Below are 19,147 nucleotides of genomic sequence, written 5' to 3' on the forward strand. Positions count from 1 at the left end.
GGACCCAGCGTGGCATCACACGTCGAGGTCGACCACCACAGGCGCATGGTCGGACGCGCCCTTGCCCTTGCGCTCCTCCCGGTCGACGTAGGCGTCCTTGACCGCCCTGGCGAAGGACTCGTTGCCGTACACCAGGTCGATGCGCATGCCGCGGTTCTTCGGGAAGCAGAGCTGGCGGTAGTCCCAGTACGTGAACGGGTGCTCGTACTTCAGCGGGCGCGGCACGACGTCGCTCAGCCCCGCCTCGCGCAGCGCGGCCAGGGCGGCGCGCTCCGCCGGGGTGACGTGGGTGGAGCCCTGGAAGGCGGCCGGGTCGTACACGTCGTCGTCCGTCGGCGCCACGTTGTAGTCGCCCAGCACCGCGAACGGGCGGCCGCCCTGCGCGTCGCCCTGCACGGCCGCCCTGAGGGCCTCGAACCACTGGAGCTTGTACGCGTAGTGCGGGTGGCCGACCTCGCGGCCGTTCGGCACGTACACCGACCAGACGCGGACCGGGCCGCAGGTCGCCGAGACGGCGCGCGGCTCGGTCACGCCGTCGAAGCCCGGGTCGCCCGGCAGGCCCTTGACGACGTCCTCGATGCCGACGCGGGAGAGCACCGCCACGCCGTTCCACCGGCCGGTCGCGTGGACCGCCGCCTCGTAGCCCAGCTCGCGCAGCTGTTCGAACGGGAACTGCTCCTCGGCGATCTTGGCCTCCTGCAGGCAGAGCACGTCGGTGCCGCTGCTCTCGAGCCAGGCCAGCAGCCGCGGAAGGCGGGCGGTGATCGAGTTCACGTTCCAGGTAGCGATGCGCATGCCTCTCAACCTACCCGGAGGGGGTGACAACCCGTCCCGGCTCAGACGTCGGCGGACTCCCCCGGCGTCAGCCGCAGGTGGTCCGTGCCGCCCAGGGCGCCGATCTGGCGGTCGTAGATCGGGCGGGCGAGGTCGGTGAGCAGGGCGTCGTGGACGTCGTAGGCGCGCCGCGGCCCCACCTCGCGGACGTAGTCGATGACCTCGGAGATCTTGCTCCAGGGCGCCATCACCGGGAGCATCAGCGTCTCCACCGGCTGGTCGGGGACCGTGAGGGCGTCGCCGGGGTGGAAGATACGGCCGCCGTCGATCAGGTAGCCGACGTTGGTGATCCGCGGGATGTCCGGGTGGATCACCGCGTGCAGCTCGCCGTGGACCTGCACCTCGAAACCCGCGGCGGTGAACGCGTCACCGTGGCCGACGGTGTGCACCCGGCCCGGGAAGGCCGGCGCGATGCGGTCGGCGACGGACTTCAGCGTCCAGATCTCGGCGGCCGGGTTCGCCTCCAGGGCGGCCCGCAGCCGCCCCTCGTCGAAGTGGTCGGGGTGCTCGTGCGTGACCAGGATCGCGTCCGCGCCGGCCGCCGCGTCCGCCTCGGAGAACCCGCCCGGGTCGATGACGAGCGTCCGCCCCTCCTTGTCGAGACGGACGCAGGCGTGGGACTTCTTCGTCAGCTTCATGGCTCCTCATCCTGCCGAACGCACGGGCGTCCGGCTCATTCGGCCGGCGTGGTCTCCTCCCGGATGACCTGCTGAGCCACCCGGAACGCACTGTTCGCGGCCGGCACCCCGCAGTAGACGGCCGCCTGCAGCAGCACTTCCCCGATCTCCACCGGGGTCAGTCCGTTGCGCAGGGCCGCCCGGGTGTGGTCCGCGAGTTCCTCCAGATGGCCGCCCGCGACCAGCGCGGTCAGCGTCATGCAGCTGCGGGTGCGGCGGTCCAGGACCGGCCGGTCCCAGATCTCACCCCAGGCGTAGCGGGTGACGAACTCCTGGAAGTCCCCGGAGAACTCGTCGGCCTGCGCCAGCGCCCGGTCCACGTGCGCGTCGCCGAGCACCTCCCGCCGGATCTTCAGCCCGGTCCCGTACCGGTCCGGCTGCCCGGCCGGCTGCGGCTGCGCGGCCGCCGGGGCGATCTCGGCGACCGGCGCGACCTGCGGCGCCACGGCCGGCACCGGGGTGGCCGGCGTGTTCGGCAGGGCGGTCTGGCCGGTGTCGAACGGCTGCTGCCAGGCGGTGGAGAAGTGGTGGACCAGCAGATCGGTGACGGCGGCGGGCTGCTCGACCGGCACCAGGTGGGACGCTCCGGGGACCACCGCGAGCCGGGCGTCCGGGATGCCGGCGACCAGGGTGCGGGCCTCGGCGGGGCCGGTGACCTGGTCGTCGGAGCCGACCAGCACCAGCGTCGGCACGCCGACCCGGCCCAGCTCGTGCCGCACGTCGAACGCGGCGAGCGCCTCGCAGGCGGCGATGTAGCAGCCCGGGTCGGTGGTGCGGACCATCTGCACCGCCCACTCGGTGATCGCGGGCTGCGCGGCGGCGTACCCGCCGGTGAACCAGCGGTCCGGCGCGGTCCGGGCGATCGGCTCCAGCCCGTTCGTACGGACGATCACCCCGCGCTGCCGGAACTCGTCGGCGGTGCCGAACCGGGGCGAGGCCGCGACCAGCGCGAGCGAGGCGAGCCGCTCGGGGTGGCGCAGCGCCAGCTCGATGCCGATCGCGCCGCCCAGCGCGCACCCCGTGTACCCGAACCGCTGCACGCCGAGCGCGTCCAGCGTGGCCAGCAGCCGGACGGCCAGCTCGGCGACCGACGCCGCCGGGTGGGCGGGGGCGCCGCCGTGACCGGGCAGATCGAAGCGGAAGACCCGCCACTGCCTGGTCAGCTCCGGGACCTGACGGTCCCACATGTGCCATGTGGTGCCCAGTGAGGGACCCAGGATCAGGACCGGGGCGTTCTCCGGCCCGTCGAAGCGGTATTGCAGGGTGTTCGGTGGCGTCTCACTCACGCCCCAGACCTTCTCACGTCTGACGATATCTCACACGGCCAGGGGAACCCGGCGGCGCGTGCCCCTCGCGGCACGGCTCGTCGGGCACTGCCGGAACCCTGGGGGATCCGGGTACGAACTCTCCGGCGTCTACGCGTGGCCGTTGGGACAGTGCGTCCTCCTAGCGCCGCACAGCTTCCTTCTTCAGCACGGCTCCCGGATGATCTGGTCTCTACAGCAAAGCGTGTAGTGCCGTCCCGGAGGATCGGCATGACGCACCTGAAAGCCTTCCGGGATCCCACCGACCGGCAACCGGACCACGACACGGTGGACACGGCGTGTCTTTGCCTCCGCAGGAGACTTGGCCGTGACCAGAGCGTGCCTCCCCGTTGCAACTACCGGTCCACATCCTGCTTCACCACCGCGTACGCCCCCGTGCATCAACGCCTAGTGCATCTACTCTTCCACTGGCGCATGGAATTCACCGTCCGGGAACCATCCCTGCAGGCGCGGGGAGCAGTCCACGGCCCCGGTGACGTCCAGGGCGAACCCGGGACCATCCCCGCGGGTGCGGGGAGCAGTCGTGGTACTTCGGGTTCCGCCAGAAGGTCGGGGGACCATCCCCGCGGGTGCGGGGAGCAGTGACCGCCGTCATGGCGACCGCCGGGGCGGCGGGGACCATCCCCGCGGGTGCGGTAAGCAGCACAAGCTGATCGCGCCCAACCTGCTCACCCAGGGACCATCCCCGCGGGTGCGGGGAGCAGCGCGGGGCGCCGGCCACCGTCCGCGACTCGGCGGGACCATCCCCGCTGGTGCGGGAAGCAGCCTTGGGTGCCTCGTACTCCCATGCCCCGTCGGGGACCATCCCCGCGGGTGCGGGGAGCAGGAGCCGAACCAGCGCGCGGAGGACAGGGCCGCGAGACCATCCCCGCGGGTGCGGGGAGCAGCAGTTCCTCGATGGAGGATGCTGGTTCCAGCTGGGACCATCCCCGCGGGTGCGGGGAGCAGTCACCGAGGACGATGCGAACAGCCTCGAAATCGGGACCATCCCCGCGGGTGCGGGGAGCAGGACCGGCTGACGGTCGGGCACGTGCAGGAGATGGGACCATCCCCGCGGGTGCGGGGAGCAGTGGACGCCGACGGAGTACACGCCGCCGGCGTGGGGACCATCCCCGCGGGTGCGGGGAGCAGTCGCCGGCACGCTCAGCTTCGGCGCGTGGGTCGGGACCATCCCCGCGGGTGCGGGGAGCAGGCCCTACGTCTTCATCACGATCCGGCCGGGTGGGGACCATCCCCGCGGGTGCGGGGAGCAGACGAGGTCGCCGCGCCCCCACCCGGCGCTGAAGGGACCATCCCCGCGGGTGCGGGGAGCAGACGTACGACCCGGACGTGGACGACTCGCGGCAGGGACCATCCCCGCGGGTGCGGGGAGCAGCGCTCGGCCAGCCAGTCCACCAGGGTCCGGTGCGGACCATCCCCGCGGGTGCGGGGAGCAGTCCGCCGGCACCTACGACGTGGACCTGGAGTGGGGACCATCCCCGCGGGTGCGGGGAGCAGAAGATGGTCTCCTGCACGTACTCCAGGGCGGGGGGACCATCCCCGCGGGTGCGGGGAGCAGTTCAGGTCGCCGCGGGCGAGTTCGAGCGCGGGGGGACCATCCCCGCGGGTGCGGGGAGCAGAAGGCGACCGAGGGCACCGGGTACGTGAACCCGGGACCATCCCCGCGGGTGCGGGGAGCAGGCTGGTCCAGGGAGCGGGGGCCGGCCGTGGCCGGGACCATCCCCGCGGGTGCGGGGAGCAGCTCGGAACGAGCGCCCACGGATGTGGCCGGCTGGGACCATCCCCGCGGGTGCGGGGAGCAGAGCGCGATGTTCGCCGCCGCCGAGCTGGCCCTGGGACCATCCCCGCGGGTGCGGGGAGCAGAGCCCGATCTCACGCTCGAGGTACTTGGTGGCGGGACCATCCCCGCGGGTGCGGGGAGCAGCTCATCACCTGCAACAACCAGTTCCACCACATGGGACCATCCCCGCGGGTGCGGGGAGCAGTCCTGACCGTCGCGGAAGCGGACCACGCCCGGGGGACCATCCCCGCGGGTGCGGGGAGCAGCCCATCATCATCTGGCCCGAGCCGCCGCCGCCGGGACCATCCCCGCGGGTGCGGGGAGCAGTGGGCGGGTGCCGAGGACGCCCCGGGCGCGAAGGGACCATCCCCGCGGGTGCGGGGAGCAGATCATCCCGGCAACCGGCGCCGTAACCGTCGCGGGACCATCCCCGCGGGTGCGGGGAGCAGTCGTGCTCGTCCTCGCCACGCAGACACCCAAGGGGACCATCCCCGCGGGTGCGGGGAGCAGGCTGGGTGACGTGCGGTTTTACTGGTGCTGGGGGCGATTTTTGGGCACTTTCTTGGATTTCGGCATATGGGATATAAGGGATTCCGCGGGGATCAGTTCCTTCCGAAGCGTCGGCGTTTGGCGGCTCTGCTCCAGCCGGACGGTGGCCCCTGCCGGGAAGCTGGTCCGGCGGCGGGGGCGTTCGGGTCAGGGCGGCGGATGAGGGTGATGCCCTCGTGGTCGGCGGGATGCCAGGCGTGGTCGTGGGTGCGGAAGGTGAAGCCCTGCTCGTTGTTCGTGGTGTGGGCCAGCAGGGCTCGGCCTTGCCCCGCGTATTGCTGGATCTCTTCCCAGAGCACGTCGCGGATCCGGGCCGAGGGGTTGCCCACGAAGACGCCGGCGGAAATTTCCAGCATCCAGCGCGTGAGGAAGCCGCGTAGTCCGGCCGGGCAGTTGGTGAGGACGATGACGGTCACCAGAGCTGATCCCCGTAGTCGGGCCCGTCGTGATTGACGCCGGAGGCGACCTGGTGGTCGTGGTCGCTCTGAAGCGTGACGACGTCCCGGTCGTCGCCGGGGTCAGAGGGTTCGGCCGTCTCGGGCAGCAGAAGGCGTTTGATGTCGTCGACGCACCGGTTCAGCAGAGAGGTTTCGGTGATGCGGTCCCGCAGTGCACGGCGGGTGCGGGAGCCGATGTCGTCCTCTTCCTGTGCGGCCACGTCGAAGGCGAGCGGGATGCCGATGTCCGTCTTGTAGAGGTCGGCGATGTCCAGGACGAAGGACAGTTCGTGGCCGGAGTGGATGAAACCGAGGGCCGGGCTGCATCCCAGGGAGGTGACGACGGCATGGGCGATGCCGTACATGCACTGGGCGGCGGCGGTGATGGCCTGGTTGACGGCGTCTCCGCTGGTGAAGTCGCCGGGAATGTAGCGGCGGCCCCGCCAGGGGACGCCGGTGCGGGCGGCCTGGGCTCGGTAGCAGTCCTTGACCCGTCGTCCCTCGCGGCCGAGAAGCTCCCGCCGTGTGAGGCCCGCCGGGTCCTCGTCCGGGAAGCGCAGCCGGTACATCTTCCGCGCCACCTCGAGGCGGCTGCGCGGGTTGGCCCACTGCCGGGCCTGGGCCTCCATGAGGGCGGAGGAGCGGCTGAGGGCGCGGCCGGAGGCGTAGTAGCGCACGCCGTGTTCACCGACCCAGCAGACTGCCGCGCCCGTCTCGCCCAGCACGCTCATGGCCTGGTGGGTGACGCGTGTTCCGGGGCCGAGGAGGAGGGTGCCGATGGTCGCCGAGGGGATGTGGGTGGTGCCTTCGGCGTCCTGGGCGGTGATGGCGTTGGCGTCGCGGTGGACCGTGCAGCGTTCCAGGTAGACGAAGGAGAGGCGTTCGTCGGTGCGGGTGAGCCGGCGGGGAGTGAGTGCCGGGCGCTGGGAGACGGTGCTCATGGCGTTTTCGGGGTGGGCTGGGTGAGGGGGGCCAGGGTGAGGAGGCCGCAGCCGTAGGCGCGGGCCCGGCCGACGCCCTGGGTGAGCGTGCGGCGCAGGGCGTCGGGGTCGGTGACCTCCATCCGTCCTTCGAAGGTGACGGTGAGGACGGTGACCGGCTTGTCCCGACGGCCGCCTGAGGTCCGGGACTTGTCGAAGGAGAGGGACCGGGTGTCCCGTACGGCGAGTTCGTACCGGTCACCGGGATGGGGCCGCTTGTGGTGGGTGGTGCCCTCGGGCAGGAGCCGCCGGTCGGCCGGTTTCTCACAGACGCGAAAGCCGAGGCGTTCCTGTCGCTTCTCGTCGAGCAGCCAGCCCATCTGGTGGACGGGTGTGAGATGGGCGGTGACCTTGCGCGCTTCGCCCTCTTTGCGGCGGATGGTGTGCACGGGGTTCGCGGTCAGGCGGAACGCCCAGCGGTCGCCGGCGGTCAGCCGGTCGAGGAGCGGAGCGTAGGGCCGGGTCTGCCAGCCGGGGTTGTCTGGGGCGGCGACGGCGGGCCATCCGGCCTGCTCGACCAGGTGCGTCAGGTCGGGACGGTCGGGGCTGACGATGTACAGCAGTACCTCGGCGCGGGCCCGCTGGTCCAGACGCCACAGCACTCGCGGTGCGTCGGACTCCGGGGTGTCGGAGGGCAAGATGTGAGGGAAGGACGACATGACGGCCGCGTGCATGGCCTGAGGCGAGGACAGCAGGCGGCGGGCACCGGGCCGCGCGGTGTTGACACGGAAGCGGGAGATGAACATCAGGTGCTGTCCTCCTCCAGGACATCGAGGGCGGCGAACGGATCGTGCGCCTCCTGCGGGCTGCCGCCGCCCGCCGGGACCGGAGTGGGCACGGTGGCGGTGACGACGGTGCGCAGCGTGTGCCGCCGGTGCGCGGCGTCGAAGCTGACCGGCTGGTCGCGCAGGACGTCAGCCGCTGTGACGGGCTCGCCGGGGGCTGTCTCGCGCAGCACCGTCAGGGTGCGCGGGGCCGGGTGGCGCCTGCGGTACCAGGCGGATGCCTGCCAGGGCACGCCCGCCAGTACGTCTTCCAGGCGGGCGTCCTCGTACAAGCCGAGGTCGACCGGTTCGGAGGGCGGGCACGAACGCCGGCCGAGGTAGGGCGGATGGACCGGGGCGCGCAGGGCGTCGCGCAGACCGGTGAGCACGGCGTGGTCGCCCTCGACGGTGGCGACGAAGACGGCGTCGGCGAGGTAGAACCGCTCGGACAGCGGCATGGAGACGCCGGTGACGCCGTGGTGGGCGGTATGGAAGTCCCGTATGCGGGTGCCGGGCTGGTCGACGCGGACCCCGAAGCGGAGCGCCGCCAGGGTGGCGAGGCGCGCGTCGTCGCCGCGTTCGACGCCGGCCGCCGCGGCGAGCAGGCCGATGACGCCGCTCTTGGTCGGGGCCGATTCTGTGGTGCGGCGGGTGAAACGGGAGGAGGCCCCCCAGGACTGCAGGGGGCCTGCCAGGCGGAGGGCGAGCACGCCGGTGCGGCTCATGCGGGCTTCTCCAGGCGCTCCGCGACGGCCTGGCCGACGGCGGCGGCGAGCTGGCGCAGCGTGCCGGTCTCGGTGCCGAGATCGGCGAGCTTCTGCGTGGCGGGGCCGACGCGCAGGACCCAGGTGAGGGTGGTCTCAGGGTCGCCGTAGGCACGCTCGACGTCGCAGGCGTAGGCGGCGAGCCGGTCGGCGGCCTCGCGCAGGTGCCCGCTTCCGTCGCTGCGGACCGGGTCCTCGAAGGCGGCGACACAGCTGATCGGCCGGGTGGTGCGGAGGTTGACGACGACGGCGTCGGGCTCGGTGTGGTGCCCGAAGGTGTTGATCTTCCCGGTGGGCAGGGAGGAGACGAAGGCCTGCACGAACGCCTCGACGGCGCGGCGTACCGGCTCGGTGCGCGGTTCGCCGTCGCGCAGGCCCTGGCCGAGGTTGGCGGCGAGCTGGTGCACGCCGAGTGCGGCGTAGCGGTAGAGGGTCGCGGAGTTGAAGTCGACGGTGCCGATCATTCCGGCGCCGGTCTCCTCGTCGGTGTTCTCGTCGTCGACGGCGGTGTAGTAGTCGGACTCGTTGTCCACCCGGTGGACGCTGAGGGCATGCGCGACCTGCACGGCAGCGTCGACGTTGATGTCGGCGACGTCGGCGACCATGCGGCCGAAGAGGGCGATGTCCACGGAGTGACGGGTGTCGGCGAGTTCCTTGGCGCGAGCCTTGTTCTCCTTGGTCCTCGCAAACGCCGTGATGTCGGCGGCGCCCTCGAGGGCGAGGCGGGCCAGGCCGTCGAGTTGCCGGGAGCTGAGGAAGACCAGGTACTTGCTTTCGGGGGCGGGGGTGAATGCTGCGTCCTTCTTCGCCTGGTCCGCCTTCCGCTTGGGGATCTCGGTCTTGATGCCCGCGGCCTTGATGATCTCGTCGGCGAGGGTCAGCGCCGTCTGCTGTTCGACGGCCGGGTCGAGCCCGGTGATCCGGTCGGCCAGGAGCTCCACGACCTTCTTGGTCCGCACGCCCAGCTCGGCGGGGTCGAGCAGGTGCTCGTCCTTGAAGTAGGTGCGGATGGCCCGCTTCCACGCCTGGCTGGAGACACGGGCGCGGGGGACGCCGCCGTAGACGGCCGTCTTGGGTGCGCCCGTGTCGTCCCGGTTGAGGTTGCTGGGCGGGACGGTCTGCAGGGCGTGCACGTCCAGGAAGATGCGGTTCACGAGGCGTCCTTGTCGCTGTCCGGGGTGGTGTTCTCGTCGGAGGCCGGCTGGGTGCGTCGCTGCTCATGGAAGGAGCGGCCCCACCTGCGGCGGACGGCGGCGGGCCCGTCGGGCCACTGCCAGAGGTAGAGCTGGCCGGCGAGGAGGGCGTAATCGAGCGGGATGTCGTGGCGGCGCAGCAGAGAGACGATGTCGCGCAGCCGCTGGGCGAGAGTGACGAGGTCAGGGGCGGTGCCCGCACGGACCAGACGCTTGCGGACAGGCTCGTCGATGCCGTCGGCCGGCATCAGGCGCCGGACCGCCGCACCCAAGCCGCCGGGCCGTTCACGGGTGTCCCGGCGGTGCATGGGCGTGCCGCGGGACTGCTGGTGGAACGCCCACAGGGTGCAGGCGGCGTGCAGCGCGTTCTCGGCGCGCATCAGCTCCACCTCGCTCAGCGGCGGCGTGTCGCCGGCCCGGGTGTGCAGCGGATCGGTGTCGATCAGGCTCCACAGGTCGGGCGTCTGGCCCGCCTCACCGCCTGCGCCGCGGCGCAGGCGGGCCAGGGCGGCCACGGACTGGGGCCTGTCATGGAGATATCCCTCCTGCCAGGAGCCGATGTGCGTGGCGGCGAGTTCTGCGACCCGCCGGTGAACCGGGACCGCGACGGGCGGAGCCGATGGGGATGCGGGCGATGCGGTGGTCATACGTGCACCTTCGGGTCGGTCACGGCGTGATCGGTTTACGGCAGGCCGGCGGGTCCCGGCCCGGGCGAACCGTCGTCGGCCGAGACGGCGGCGCTGTTGCCGGGGTCCGGAGAGCGGGGAGAGTCGGGATGTCCCAGGGCTTTGGCCAGTCGTTGCCGGAACCACAGGTCGGCCAGGCCCGCGTTCAGCCAGTGGGTGCCGCCCTTGGCGTCGGTGTGGATCCGCCCCTGCCAGGCCGCGTCGCCCGCAGTGGCGATGAGACGGTCCCCGAGACGGCCCACCGTCTGCCGAACCCGGCGCTGCCAGGCGTGGCGGTGCTGGAACGGATCGTCAACCTCCGCGAGGTCGGACAGCCAGCCGCGGTAGGGGTGGTCCAGGGAGTCGAAGCCCTCGGCACGGGCCGCGGCGCGCGGCCCTTCCTGCTCGGCTCCGGTCGCCCGGGCCAGGTCGGCCGCGAGGTCACCCAGGACCCGCACCGCCCGGTCGGCGTCCTCGGCGGCGGCGATGGCCTGCCGGGCGTAGGTGGGGTCCTGTCCGTGGAGCAGGACGACCGGCATCGCCAAGCGGTCGTCGACGACCTCGTCGATCACTGACTGCTGGGTCCCGTACTTGACGCCCGTCACCCGGGCGCGGACGAGGGAACGGCGGGGGAGGTGGCCTTCGGTCACCAGACGGGCGATCCAGTCGAGGATCCGCGGTCGCAGACGCGAAGGCCCTCCGGCGCCGCCGGTCTCCTCCAGCCGGTCGGCGAGGAGAGCGGCGATGCCCCGCCAGGCCGAGCGGGCCGGATCGTGTTCCAGGGGCAGGTACACGGGTGACTGCCCCAGCTTCTTCTCCTGCGCGGGGCTGCGCCGCCACGGGGTCATCGGCTCACGGCGGTGCATGTTCCGCCAGGCGAGCGGGTCGCCGTAGCCGAGGACGACACCGTGGACGCCGTCCGCGTCATGGTGCAGGCGCACCCGGCGGGACTGCCAGGTGTACAGGTCGCGGAGGCCGCTCGCAGAACGTCCGTCGGATCCCGGCCCGCACGGCTCACGGCGCCACGCCGGCCGGTCGTTCGGGGGGAACTCGAGTTCTACCGTGTCCGCCGCCACCAGGTTGAGCAGCAGAGTCTCGCGCAGCGTCGCGCCCTCCACGAAGACGCCGCCGAGCCCGCCCGCCCAGCCGGTGCCGAGCGGATACACCTTGCCGCCCTTGACCCGGTCGTCACCGACCATGCCGGTCTTGATGCCGGAGGTGTCGTAGGCGTGGACGTGGACCACCCAGCGGGCGGCCTCGGCGAAGGTCAGCCGCTCCACGTCCGGCATCCGCGCGGTGAAGAACGGTTCCCCGGCGGGCACGTCGGCCACGATCCGGTTGAGGGAGAAGACCTCGTCCTTCGCGCTGCGCAGCCCGGCGGTCTGCAGGAACGGCGTGACCGGGTGAAGAAGGTCGAACCGCTCGCGGTGCTCCTCCAGGTACGCCTGGACGGGGGCGAAGCACTCGGGATCCTCCCACAGCTCCGCCCACTCCTCGGTGCTGCCCGGACCGTCCAGGGCGTCATGTGCGATGGCCAGCAGGAGGCGGATGAGGGCCAATTCCTGCGTGGCCAGGTCGCCTACCACGCGTCGCAGATCATCGGCCTGGGCGAAGACCTGACACAGCGATAACTCGTGTGGGGATCCGTCGCTGTGCAGTACCGGGACCCACGGCCGGCGGGTCAGGTCGAAGGACTGCGGCTTGCCCGCACCGGCACCCGGGGGTTCAGTCGTCTTCACGGGTCACCTCGAGACCGTCTTCAGGGCTGTACCGGAGGGCGAATCCTGCCAGCCGGGTCTGACAGTCCTCGTCAAGAGCAAGAATCAGCTGGTCGGAGAGCCAAGGGCTGTCCTTGCCCTGCCACTTGGGCATGTACAGCTCCTCCAGTTCCTGGATGGCCCGGTCCATGGTCGGGCCGGAGAACTGCATGGGGAGCCGCAGTGCGCAGCTCGCGGCCGTACGGGCCGCGAACCGCGTCGGCGTGGCGTCCCGCGGCAGTGCGAGGCCGGCTCGTTGCCGTTTCTTGTTGTCCGGCTCGAGCCACGGCAGGGTGGCGAGACTTCCGTCGCCGCGGCGCTGGACGACGACGACCTCCAGGCTGTCCCGGCTGTCGCGGACCTGGGCACGCCCGGTGGGGGTGTCGTCCGTGTCCCCCACCCCGGCGGCGACCCAGCCGAACAGCGCACGCCCCGGCTTTCCCACGTCCCCGAGACGGAACACGGCGGCACGCTGAGCCTGATCGTCGCGGTGTCGCTCGAACTGTTCGCGGGCCCTCTTCATCCCGTCCTGCCAGTGGTCCGGCCCGATCGGCGCCTCCCCGTACGCACTCTGCACGAGAGGACTGATGTCCGCAGGGAGCCGCACCGGTCGCCGGGGTCCGCCGTCGAGGTGGGGAAGGAGCACCGCGGCCGATCGCAGCAGGGCGTACTGCCCGTACACGGCGACCGACCCTCGCGCCGGGGCGGGCACGTCCGCCGTCCAGTCCGCTCCCGTCACCAGGCAACGCGCCCTCCGCAGGCGTCCGGGCCGCGCGCCTTGCCCCTGTCCACGCTCGTGGCGGTGCAGGCGCCCCATGCGCTGCAGAAGCAGGTCGACGGGGCACAGGTCGCTGACCAGCAGGTCGAAGTCGACGTCCAGGGACTGCTCGGCGACCTGGCTGGCCACCACGATGTGCCGGCCTGCGGGCCTGTCGTTCGTCTTCTGCGGAGGTCCGAAGAGGCGGAGCAGCGTGCTGTCCTTGTCCGCCCGGTCAAGGTCGACGAAGCACGAGTGGGCCACGGTCACGTTCTCGGCCCCGAACCTGTCGCGCAGCACGCGAGCCGTCTCTAGCACCCGCCTGACCGTGTTGCGGATCACCAGGGCGCATCCGCCGTCGGCCAGCTCGCTCTCCAGCCGGTCGGACAGGACATCCAAGCCGTCGTCGAGGCGCTCCAGGCACACCGCCGTCGACCGGGCCGACGCCTGCGGGCGGCGGCTGCTTGGGGCGCCACCGGGAGCGACGGCGGTCAGCAAGGGGTACGCGTCCGGCGCGGCGGTGTCCGCGTCGGCATCCGCCCGGCCGGAGTACGCCGCGAGGAGTTCACGTCTGCGCGAGGCCGGCAGAGTCGCGGACAGCACCACCACCGGGACCCGGTACGCACCCAGCCAGGACAGCACCCGGTCCAGATACACGCCCATGTACGTGTCGTAGGCGTGCGCCTCGTCGATGACGACGACCTTCCCCGCCACGGCGAGGTGTCGCAGCGCCAGGTGCCTGCTCTTCAACCCGGCGAACAGCAACTGGTCGATGGTGCCCGCGACGAACGAGGCCAGCATGGCCTTCTTGCGGCCGCGCAGCCAGGCATGCGCCACGAGTTCGGCAGCCGCCCGGTGCTGCTCGTCGTGCCGCTGCCGAGGTGCGGGCGCCGCTTCGTCCACGCCGACGGCCACGACCCGTCCTGCACGGGCCATCAAGCCGGCGAAGTCCTCGTTGAGAGCTGCTTTGGAATGGGCCAGATGCACCGAGCGACGTGAACCGGCCACCCCCGGCAACCGGTCCAGCCAGTCGAGCAGGCGGGGGAACATGGCGTTGCCGGTGGCCATGGTGGGCAGGGCGAAGAACACCCCTCCCGCACCCGAGCGGGCCGCGAAGATCTCGGCCACGGCGAGCGCCGCCTCCGTCTTCCCCTCCCCCATCGGTGCCTCGACGATCATCAGACCGGGCGTCTTCATCTCCCGGGCGAGTTCCACGGCCGCCTCCTGGACCGGGCGTACCTCCGCTCCCGCCGGTAGTTCGAACCGGGAGGCGAACAGCTCCTGAGCGCTTCCGTCCGCTTCCTCGGCCCGCCAGGGTTCCGGCAGGTCCAGCCCCTTCCACGCCGCGGCGAGACGCTCCTGATCATCGCGGGACGCGCCATCAGGGAAGTACGGGAAGAGGTCCGGGTTGCTGGCGATCCAGTCGGAGACGATGACCAGTGCGGTGAGCAGCACCTGCACCGGCTGCGGCAGCTTCACCGTCCGCCATTCCTCCAGCCGCCGGGTCACACCGAAACGTTCGGCGCAGGCGTCGAGCAGCTCGGTCTGCACCTGCCGCCAGACACGGCCGCTCGGCCCAGGAGTGCGCAGCAACTCCTCATGCTCGTACAAGGCCTTGATCTGGCCGTGCTCCGGCGGCACCCCATGATGTCCGCCCACGGCCACCGTGAACTGCCCCGTCCGAGCCGACGCCCACCCGTGCCGTTCCTCCAGCCACTCCCCCAACAGCACCTGCCCGGCCAGACCGTGCGGCGCGATCCGACGGTCCGGCCCCATCGCCCTCGCCGAGCGCATCTCCAGCCCCTGGCCACGCATCGTGTCGGCGAGCTGGTCAACCTGGCAGGCGAACGCCGGGGTGGCCTTGCCGATGTCGTGCACACCGGCAAGCCATACGGCGAGAGCGCGTGCGTCTGAGTCGCCCAGCGGCAACGACCCGGCCACCAGCCTCCGCACCCCTACGGGCAACCACCGGTCCCACAACAGGCCGGCCACCGCGGCGCTGTCCTCCATGTGCCGCCACAACGGCAACCAGCCATCGGTGTCACGGTCATGCTTGGCCCACACCGACCGGGCCGGCTCCCCGAGCCGGCGCAACAGGCCGGAACGAGCACTCCCCCGATCACTCATGAGTGATTGATACAGGGAGGGCCCACCTCCGCACACCGAAACCAGCAAACAGAAGCGTCTCCCGGCGAACAGCACCCCCACCACGTACGATGACCGATTCACCCCTGATGCAGTGAGAAGCACCTACGAGACCGAGTGACCCCCATGTCCCATTCGCCGGAATCAGTAAAAGTTGCTCAAACCGTGTCACCACAGCGATAAACGCCCAGCCCAGAAAGCCTGCTCCCCGCACCCGCGGGGATGGTCCCTTCCGTTCCAGCTGGTCCACTTCCGTCTCCAGCTGCTCCCCGCACCCGCGGGGATGGTCCCTCACACACTCTGCGCGCCCTGCGGTTGGCATACTGCTCCCCGCACCCGCGGGGATGGTCCCCGGGCCGTCCTTGGGACAGGGACACCGGCACCCTGCTCCCCGCACCCGCGGGGATGGTCCCCCGTTCATCTACAACACCTTGAAGAAGGGCCACTGCTCCCCGCACCCGCGGGGATGGTCCCTGCGCCAGCTTCGTCGGCAAAGCACTGCTGGACTGCTCCCCGCACCCGCGGGGATGGTCCCGGCATCGAGGGATGCCTGCCGGGTCGGGGCGGGCTGCTCCCCTCACCCGCGGGAGCCAGACATGATGGCCGGTCTCCTGCGGGGCATGGCCTCCCGGGGGCGGCCGGAACTGCCGCCCGCCTGAACGCCAGGCAGCCGCAGCCCGTGAGCCGCGGCTTCCTGGCGTGTAAACGGTCAGCCGGCCTGCTGCCACCGTGCCACGGCCCAACGCTGCGGGCCCTTGTACGATCCCACCCCTGGTCGGCGTCGTTCTGGGAAGTCGCGCCACGCTGCTCGGCAGAAGTTGTCCGACACCCGCACGCTCCGGCTGAACGGCTGTCACGCACGAAGAAGCGAAGATGCGTCTGGCAAGCTGTCAGCTCCGAGCGCTGTACGCGGACGGCCCTGCCCAGCGCGCAAGAGGTGGCGTCATCGGCGCCCTGTCCTGAAACGGCAGGCGTACCGTGGCAGCGTGGCGAACGAACACCTGGGGAAGACTCTGCGCCGCTTGCGTCGTCTGGCCTCCCTCACGCAAGAAGAGCTGGCCGAGCGCTCCGGCGTATCCGTTGACGTGATCCGCCAGCTCGAACAGGGACGGAAGCATTCGGCACGTCTCCCCACGCTGCACGCCCTGGCGAACGGTCTTGGCGTCGAGCTGACCACGCTTCTCGGGGACCCGCCTGCCGTGTCCTCCACCGGGGAGAGCGACGGTCCCCGCTTCGTGGCGGTGCGCCGTGCCATCATGCCCGCGCTCTGGAGCCCGGCGCCCGAGCCACTGGGGTCCGGCTTCTCCATGGACAGCCTGCGTGAGCGGATCGCGGACGGCTGGACGCAGTACCACTCTGCCGAGTTCGACACCGTGATGAAGGCGCTGCCGGACCTGATCTCGGATGCGCGCTCCGCCACCGCTTCGAGCAGTGAGGACGAGCGCAGCATCGGTTTCGCGGCTCTGGGGAAGGCGCTTCAGCTCGCCGGGCATGTGGCCGTGCGAATGGGTAAGACGGACCTCGCTCTGATCAGTCTGGAGCGCGCGACAGACGCTGCTGAGCAGTCGTCCGATCCGCTGCTGCTGCCGATGATCGTCAATTCCATGGCGTGGACGTACCAGCGGCAGGGCCGTTTGGAAGACGCGTTGGGTATCGCCCTCCGGGCCGCCGACGACATGGCGAACGCAGGTCATACGGAAACGGCGGACGGCCTGAAAGTGTGGGGTGCGCTGACCATGAGCGCTGCCACTTCGGCCGCGCGGAGCGGCGACTATGAGCGCGCAGCCGCGATGATGGAGACGGCCGAGAAGGAAGCCGCCCGGGTCTCGAAGCTGCCCGGCGGCGGGGACAACCGCATGGTCAGCGTCTTCAGCCCTTCATCGGTCCGCATCGAACGCGTCCGGCTCGCAGTGCAATACGGGCACCCGCAGGACGCCCTGGCTCTGGCAAAGGGGATGCGGCTCAGCAAGGACACGCCTCCGTCGTGGCGCACGTGGCTGCTGCTGGACGTGGCGCGCGCCCACACGGACACCGGGGATGCGGCCGGAGCGGTGAAAGCCCTGGAGTCCCTGCGCCGTGTGGCGCCGACGTGGATGCAGCACCACACCTTGGCCGTGGCGATTGTGCGCGACCTGTGGGCGCTCCCCAATCGCCCTCCGGGCCTGCGGCCGTTGGCGGAGTTCCTGGGGGTCTGCGAATAGCGTGCTGAAAGTGGGACGTTGCACCCCTGTCAGCGTTCCAGGCATGCGGCTTACATGAGCGGACAGCGCCCAGGGGGCCGTGCGACCGGCCCCGGGGTTTGGCCGATCTGAGAAAGCAAACCGACATGCCGCAACCTACAACGCGGGCTCGCAGGACCGGGCACCCCGGGTACAGCGAGACCCTGCCGCGTCAGCCCGAGAGTGCCGCGCCCGCCCGGCGCCTGGTCCGCGCCGCGTGTGCCGTATGGCGCCTGGACGACCTGGCCGAGGACGGCGCCCTGATCGTCTCCGAGCTGGTGACCAACGCCGTGCGGCACGCCCGGCGGGACTCCATCCGGGTGGTCGTCGAGAGGCTCGGCGCGGCACGCGTCCGCGTCGCCGTCGTGGACTTCTCGAAGGCGCCCCCGGTGCGCAAGGTGTCCGGCCTCGACGACGAACACGGGCGCGGCCTGGCGCTCGTGACGGAGCTGGCGGAGGACTGGGGCAGCGAGCCGCTGCCGTGGGGGAAGCGGGTGTGGGCAGAACTGCACGGGAAGGAACACGGATGACCGGCAAGCAGGAGCGGTGCGCGTGGGTGGGCGACCTGATCCACGACGAGGACGCCGACCGGCGCGGGATCGTGGCGGACGTGCGCGGCGGCGCCACGTGGGTGCTGCGGTCGGAGCACGGGCCGGACCGGTGGACCTCACGCCAGCCGGTCCGGCTGCGGGTGATCAAGACCCGTGAAGAGCGACTGCGGGACCGCGACGCCTGATGACAGAAGCCCCTGCCGGTGGTGTTCCCCGGCCGGGGCTTCCTCACGTCACGAGGTGTCACACTCGCTGCGCGACCGGGAACTATGAGCGGCGCTCACCTGCAATGTCCGGCACTCTCTGGGTTGTGTGCGCAATCCCTCGGAAGGGTTCTGCAACCTGTGCCAGGCCGACATCGCCTGGCAGCTTTCGGCCGAACGGGGGCCGGACGGTACCGGCCTACACAGCACAGCGGCGACATGGCCTCTCAGGGTGGCGCCGGTGACCGGCGTTCCGGTGCGGCCCCGGGGACGACGTGGTCGTTGACCTGTCCTGACGTGTCCTGAGAGGAGCTGTTGCGGCTGTGGCTGCCGACTGGGACGCTCGCGGATCCGTTCGGTGGGACTCCAGGCGCGCCAGGGGACGCTGCGCTATCGCGGCGTGGGGGTTCTGCGCGTGCCGGTCCGGGAGCTGTCCGGTGGAGCGGGGACGAGCATGAGGGTCGTGACGTAAGAAGCCACGACGGTGACGATCACCAGCGGCATGACGGTCAGGCCCTGCGGCCCGAGCAGCAAGGTGGCCAACAGAACCGAGGTCAGCGGCAGCCTGAGCATGGCGACCGACATGCCTGCGACGCCCATCGCGAACGCGGGGGTCAGATGCAGTCCCGGAAGATGCGAGAGAGCGATTCCGCCCGCCGCGCCCAGGAATATCGCAGGGAAGATCGGGCCTCCTCGGAAGGCGCTCAATGAGGCGCAGTACGCCAGCCCCTTGCAGACGAGAAGCAGTGTCACGGTGCCGACGGTGTAGTCGGCGCTGTTCGCGAGAAGGGGGCCCAGGGCGCTCTGGCCCGAGTAGAGAACCTCGGTCGCGGATCCGCCGGAGCCCTCGGCGTAAGCGATGGCGAGGCCTGCGACTGCCGAGCCCGTCAGCACGGTGGCGGGGAGCCGGTGCTGCTCGACTCGGGGCTGAAGCAGCAGGGCGGACCGGCAGATGCCCGTTTCCAGAAGTGCCGCGGCAAGTCCGATGGCGAGGGCCCAGCCGAACTCGGCGCCGGTGGGCGCGCCGGCGTGGGGCACGTGGGGAAGCGCGAGGGAGTATGTGCCGAGACCGGTCCAGGTGTCCAGGCCGATGAAGACGAGTGAGCCGATTCCGGCGGCGAGCAGGCCCGGGACCAGCACGACACCCAGCATGGGGCCGCCGATCCCCGAGACCTCCATGAGGAGGAAGGCCCCCGTGATCGGGGACCCGAGCAGGGTGCTGACCGCGGCGAAGCTTCCGGCCGCCCCGACCATGGACCGGACCGGCGGCGGCGCACCCGGCCGGAACAGGCGCAGCACCCAGACCGCCACGCCGCTGCCGAGCATGATGAGCGGAGCCTCGGGGCCCAGTACCGCGCCCAGTCCCAGCGCGGCAAGTGCGGCGAGGAGGACACCGGGGAGGTCACCCGGCTCCGGAGCGCCTGCCGTCTACAGCCCCTCGGCCGGCTTGTGGCCGCCCGTCCCCGGAAGGTGGCGGACGGCCGTGGCGACCAGGAGCCCCTGCCGTTGCGAGCAGCGGCAGGGGCCACCAGGGCGGAGACTCCTGG

General features: G+C 71.5%; 15 protein-coding genes and 2 CRISPR repeat arrays. Of the genes, 3 read left to right on the forward strand and 12 right to left on the reverse strand.

Features of this window, described 5'->3' with window-relative positions; all coding sequences use genetic code 11:
* Positions 1-15: 15 nt before the first annotated feature.
* From ABZ261_RS00350 to cas3, 11 genes are all read right to left on the reverse strand, one after another.
* A complete protein-coding gene (locus ABZ261_RS00350) occupies positions 16-795 on the reverse strand; it encodes an exodeoxyribonuclease III (protein ID WP_356854319.1) in 780 nt (259 codons plus the stop codon).
* A 41-nt stretch (positions 796-836) separates the two neighbouring features.
* A complete protein-coding gene (locus tag ABZ261_RS00355; protein ID WP_356854320.1) occupies positions 837-1,472 on the reverse strand; it encodes an MBL fold metallo-hydrolase in 636 nt (211 codons plus the stop codon).
* 35 nt (positions 1,473-1,507) lie between these two features.
* Positions 1,508-2,797 carry an alpha/beta fold hydrolase gene (locus ABZ261_RS00360; protein ID WP_356854321.1) on the reverse strand — a complete coding sequence of 430 codons (1,290 nt, stop codon included), beginning with the start codon at positions 2,795-2,797 and terminating at the stop codon, positions 1,508-1,510.
* Positions 2,798-3,267: 470 nt separating this feature from the next.
* Positions 3,268-5,126: a CRISPR direct-repeat array (repeat unit 29 nt; unit sequence GGGACCATCCCCGCGGGTGCGGGGAGCAG).
* Positions 5,127-5,218: 92 nt separating this feature from the next.
* Complete coding sequence (cas2e, locus tag ABZ261_RS00365) at positions 5,219-5,581, reverse strand: type I-E CRISPR-associated endoribonuclease Cas2e (protein WP_356854322.1); 363 nt, start codon at positions 5,579-5,581, stop codon at positions 5,219-5,221.
* Positions 5,578-6,543, reverse strand: coding sequence for a type I-E CRISPR-associated endonuclease Cas1e (gene cas1e, locus ABZ261_RS00370; protein WP_356854323.1), 966 nt, complete (start codon positions 6,541-6,543; stop codon positions 5,578-5,580). The genes cas2e and cas1e overlap by 4 nt, the downstream gene beginning before the upstream one ends.
* Complete coding sequence (cas6e, locus tag ABZ261_RS00375; RefSeq protein ID WP_356854324.1) at positions 6,540-7,328, reverse strand: type I-E CRISPR-associated protein Cas6/Cse3/CasE; 789 nt, start codon at positions 7,326-7,328, stop codon at positions 6,540-6,542. The genes cas1e and cas6e overlap by 4 nt, the downstream gene beginning before the upstream one ends.
* The gene (cas5e, locus tag ABZ261_RS00380; RefSeq protein ID WP_356854325.1) at positions 7,328-8,071 is read right to left on the reverse strand and encodes a type I-E CRISPR-associated protein Cas5/CasD; all 744 of its coding nucleotides are present in this window, start codon (positions 8,069-8,071) and stop codon (positions 7,328-7,330) included. The genes cas6e and cas5e overlap by 1 nt, the downstream gene beginning before the upstream one ends.
* Positions 8,068-9,264 (reverse strand): type I-E CRISPR-associated protein Cas7/Cse4/CasC, encoded by a 1,197-nt coding sequence (gene cas7e, locus ABZ261_RS00385; protein ID WP_356854326.1) that lies wholly within the window; start codon positions 9,262-9,264, stop codon positions 8,068-8,070. Before cas7e ends, cas5e begins: the two co-directional genes overlap by 4 nt.
* Positions 9,261-9,950: a type I-E CRISPR-associated protein Cse2/CasB gene (casB, locus tag ABZ261_RS00390; RefSeq protein WP_356854327.1), complete on the reverse strand. Its 690-nt coding sequence runs from the start codon at positions 9,948-9,950 to the stop codon at positions 9,261-9,263. Before casB ends, cas7e begins: the two co-directional genes overlap by 4 nt.
* A gap of 35 nt (positions 9,951-9,985) precedes the next feature.
* Positions 9,986-11,707: a type I-E CRISPR-associated protein Cse1/CasA gene (gene casA, locus ABZ261_RS00395; RefSeq protein ID WP_356854328.1), complete on the reverse strand. Its 1,722-nt coding sequence runs from the start codon at positions 11,705-11,707 to the stop codon at positions 9,986-9,988.
* On the reverse strand, positions 11,694-14,609 hold the full coding sequence (gene cas3, locus ABZ261_RS00400) for a CRISPR-associated helicase Cas3' (RefSeq protein WP_356854329.1): 2,916 nt from the start codon (positions 14,607-14,609) through the stop codon (positions 11,694-11,696). The genes casA and cas3 overlap by 14 nt, the downstream gene beginning before the upstream one ends.
* A gap of 219 nt (positions 14,610-14,828) precedes the next feature.
* A CRISPR array of direct repeats spans positions 14,829-15,224; the repeat unit is 29 nt; unit sequence CTGCTCCCCGCACCCGCGGGGATGGTCCC.
* A gap of 389 nt (positions 15,225-15,613) precedes the next feature.
* Between cas3 and ABZ261_RS00405 the strand changes: the two genes are divergently transcribed.
* From ABZ261_RS00405 to ABZ261_RS00415, 3 genes are all read left to right on the forward strand, one after another.
* The gene (locus tag ABZ261_RS00405; protein ID WP_356854330.1) at positions 15,614-16,828 is read left to right on the forward strand and encodes a helix-turn-helix transcriptional regulator; all 1,215 of its coding nucleotides are present in this window, start codon (positions 15,614-15,616) and stop codon (positions 16,826-16,828) included.
* A gap of 125 nt (positions 16,829-16,953) precedes the next feature.
* Positions 16,954-17,376: an ATP-binding protein gene (locus tag ABZ261_RS00410; protein ID WP_356854331.1), complete on the forward strand. Its 423-nt coding sequence runs from the start codon at positions 16,954-16,956 to the stop codon at positions 17,374-17,376.
* Complete coding sequence (locus ABZ261_RS00415) at positions 17,373-17,582, forward strand: hypothetical protein (protein WP_356854332.1); 210 nt, start codon at positions 17,373-17,375, stop codon at positions 17,580-17,582. Before ABZ261_RS00410 ends, ABZ261_RS00415 begins: the two co-directional genes overlap by 4 nt.
* 408 nt (positions 17,583-17,990) lie before the next feature.
* On the opposite strand, the gene ABZ261_RS00420 is transcribed toward ABZ261_RS00415, so the two are convergent.
* Entirely contained in the window at positions 17,991-18,968 is a 978-nt protein-coding gene (locus ABZ261_RS00420) for a chloride channel protein (RefSeq protein ID WP_356854578.1), read from the reverse strand.
* Between the last annotated feature and the right edge of the window lie 179 nt (positions 18,969-19,147).

Source organism: Streptomyces sp. NPDC006193, from assembly GCF_040613915.1.
Classification (GTDB): Bacteria; Actinomycetota; Actinomycetes; order Streptomycetales; family Streptomycetaceae; genus Streptomyces.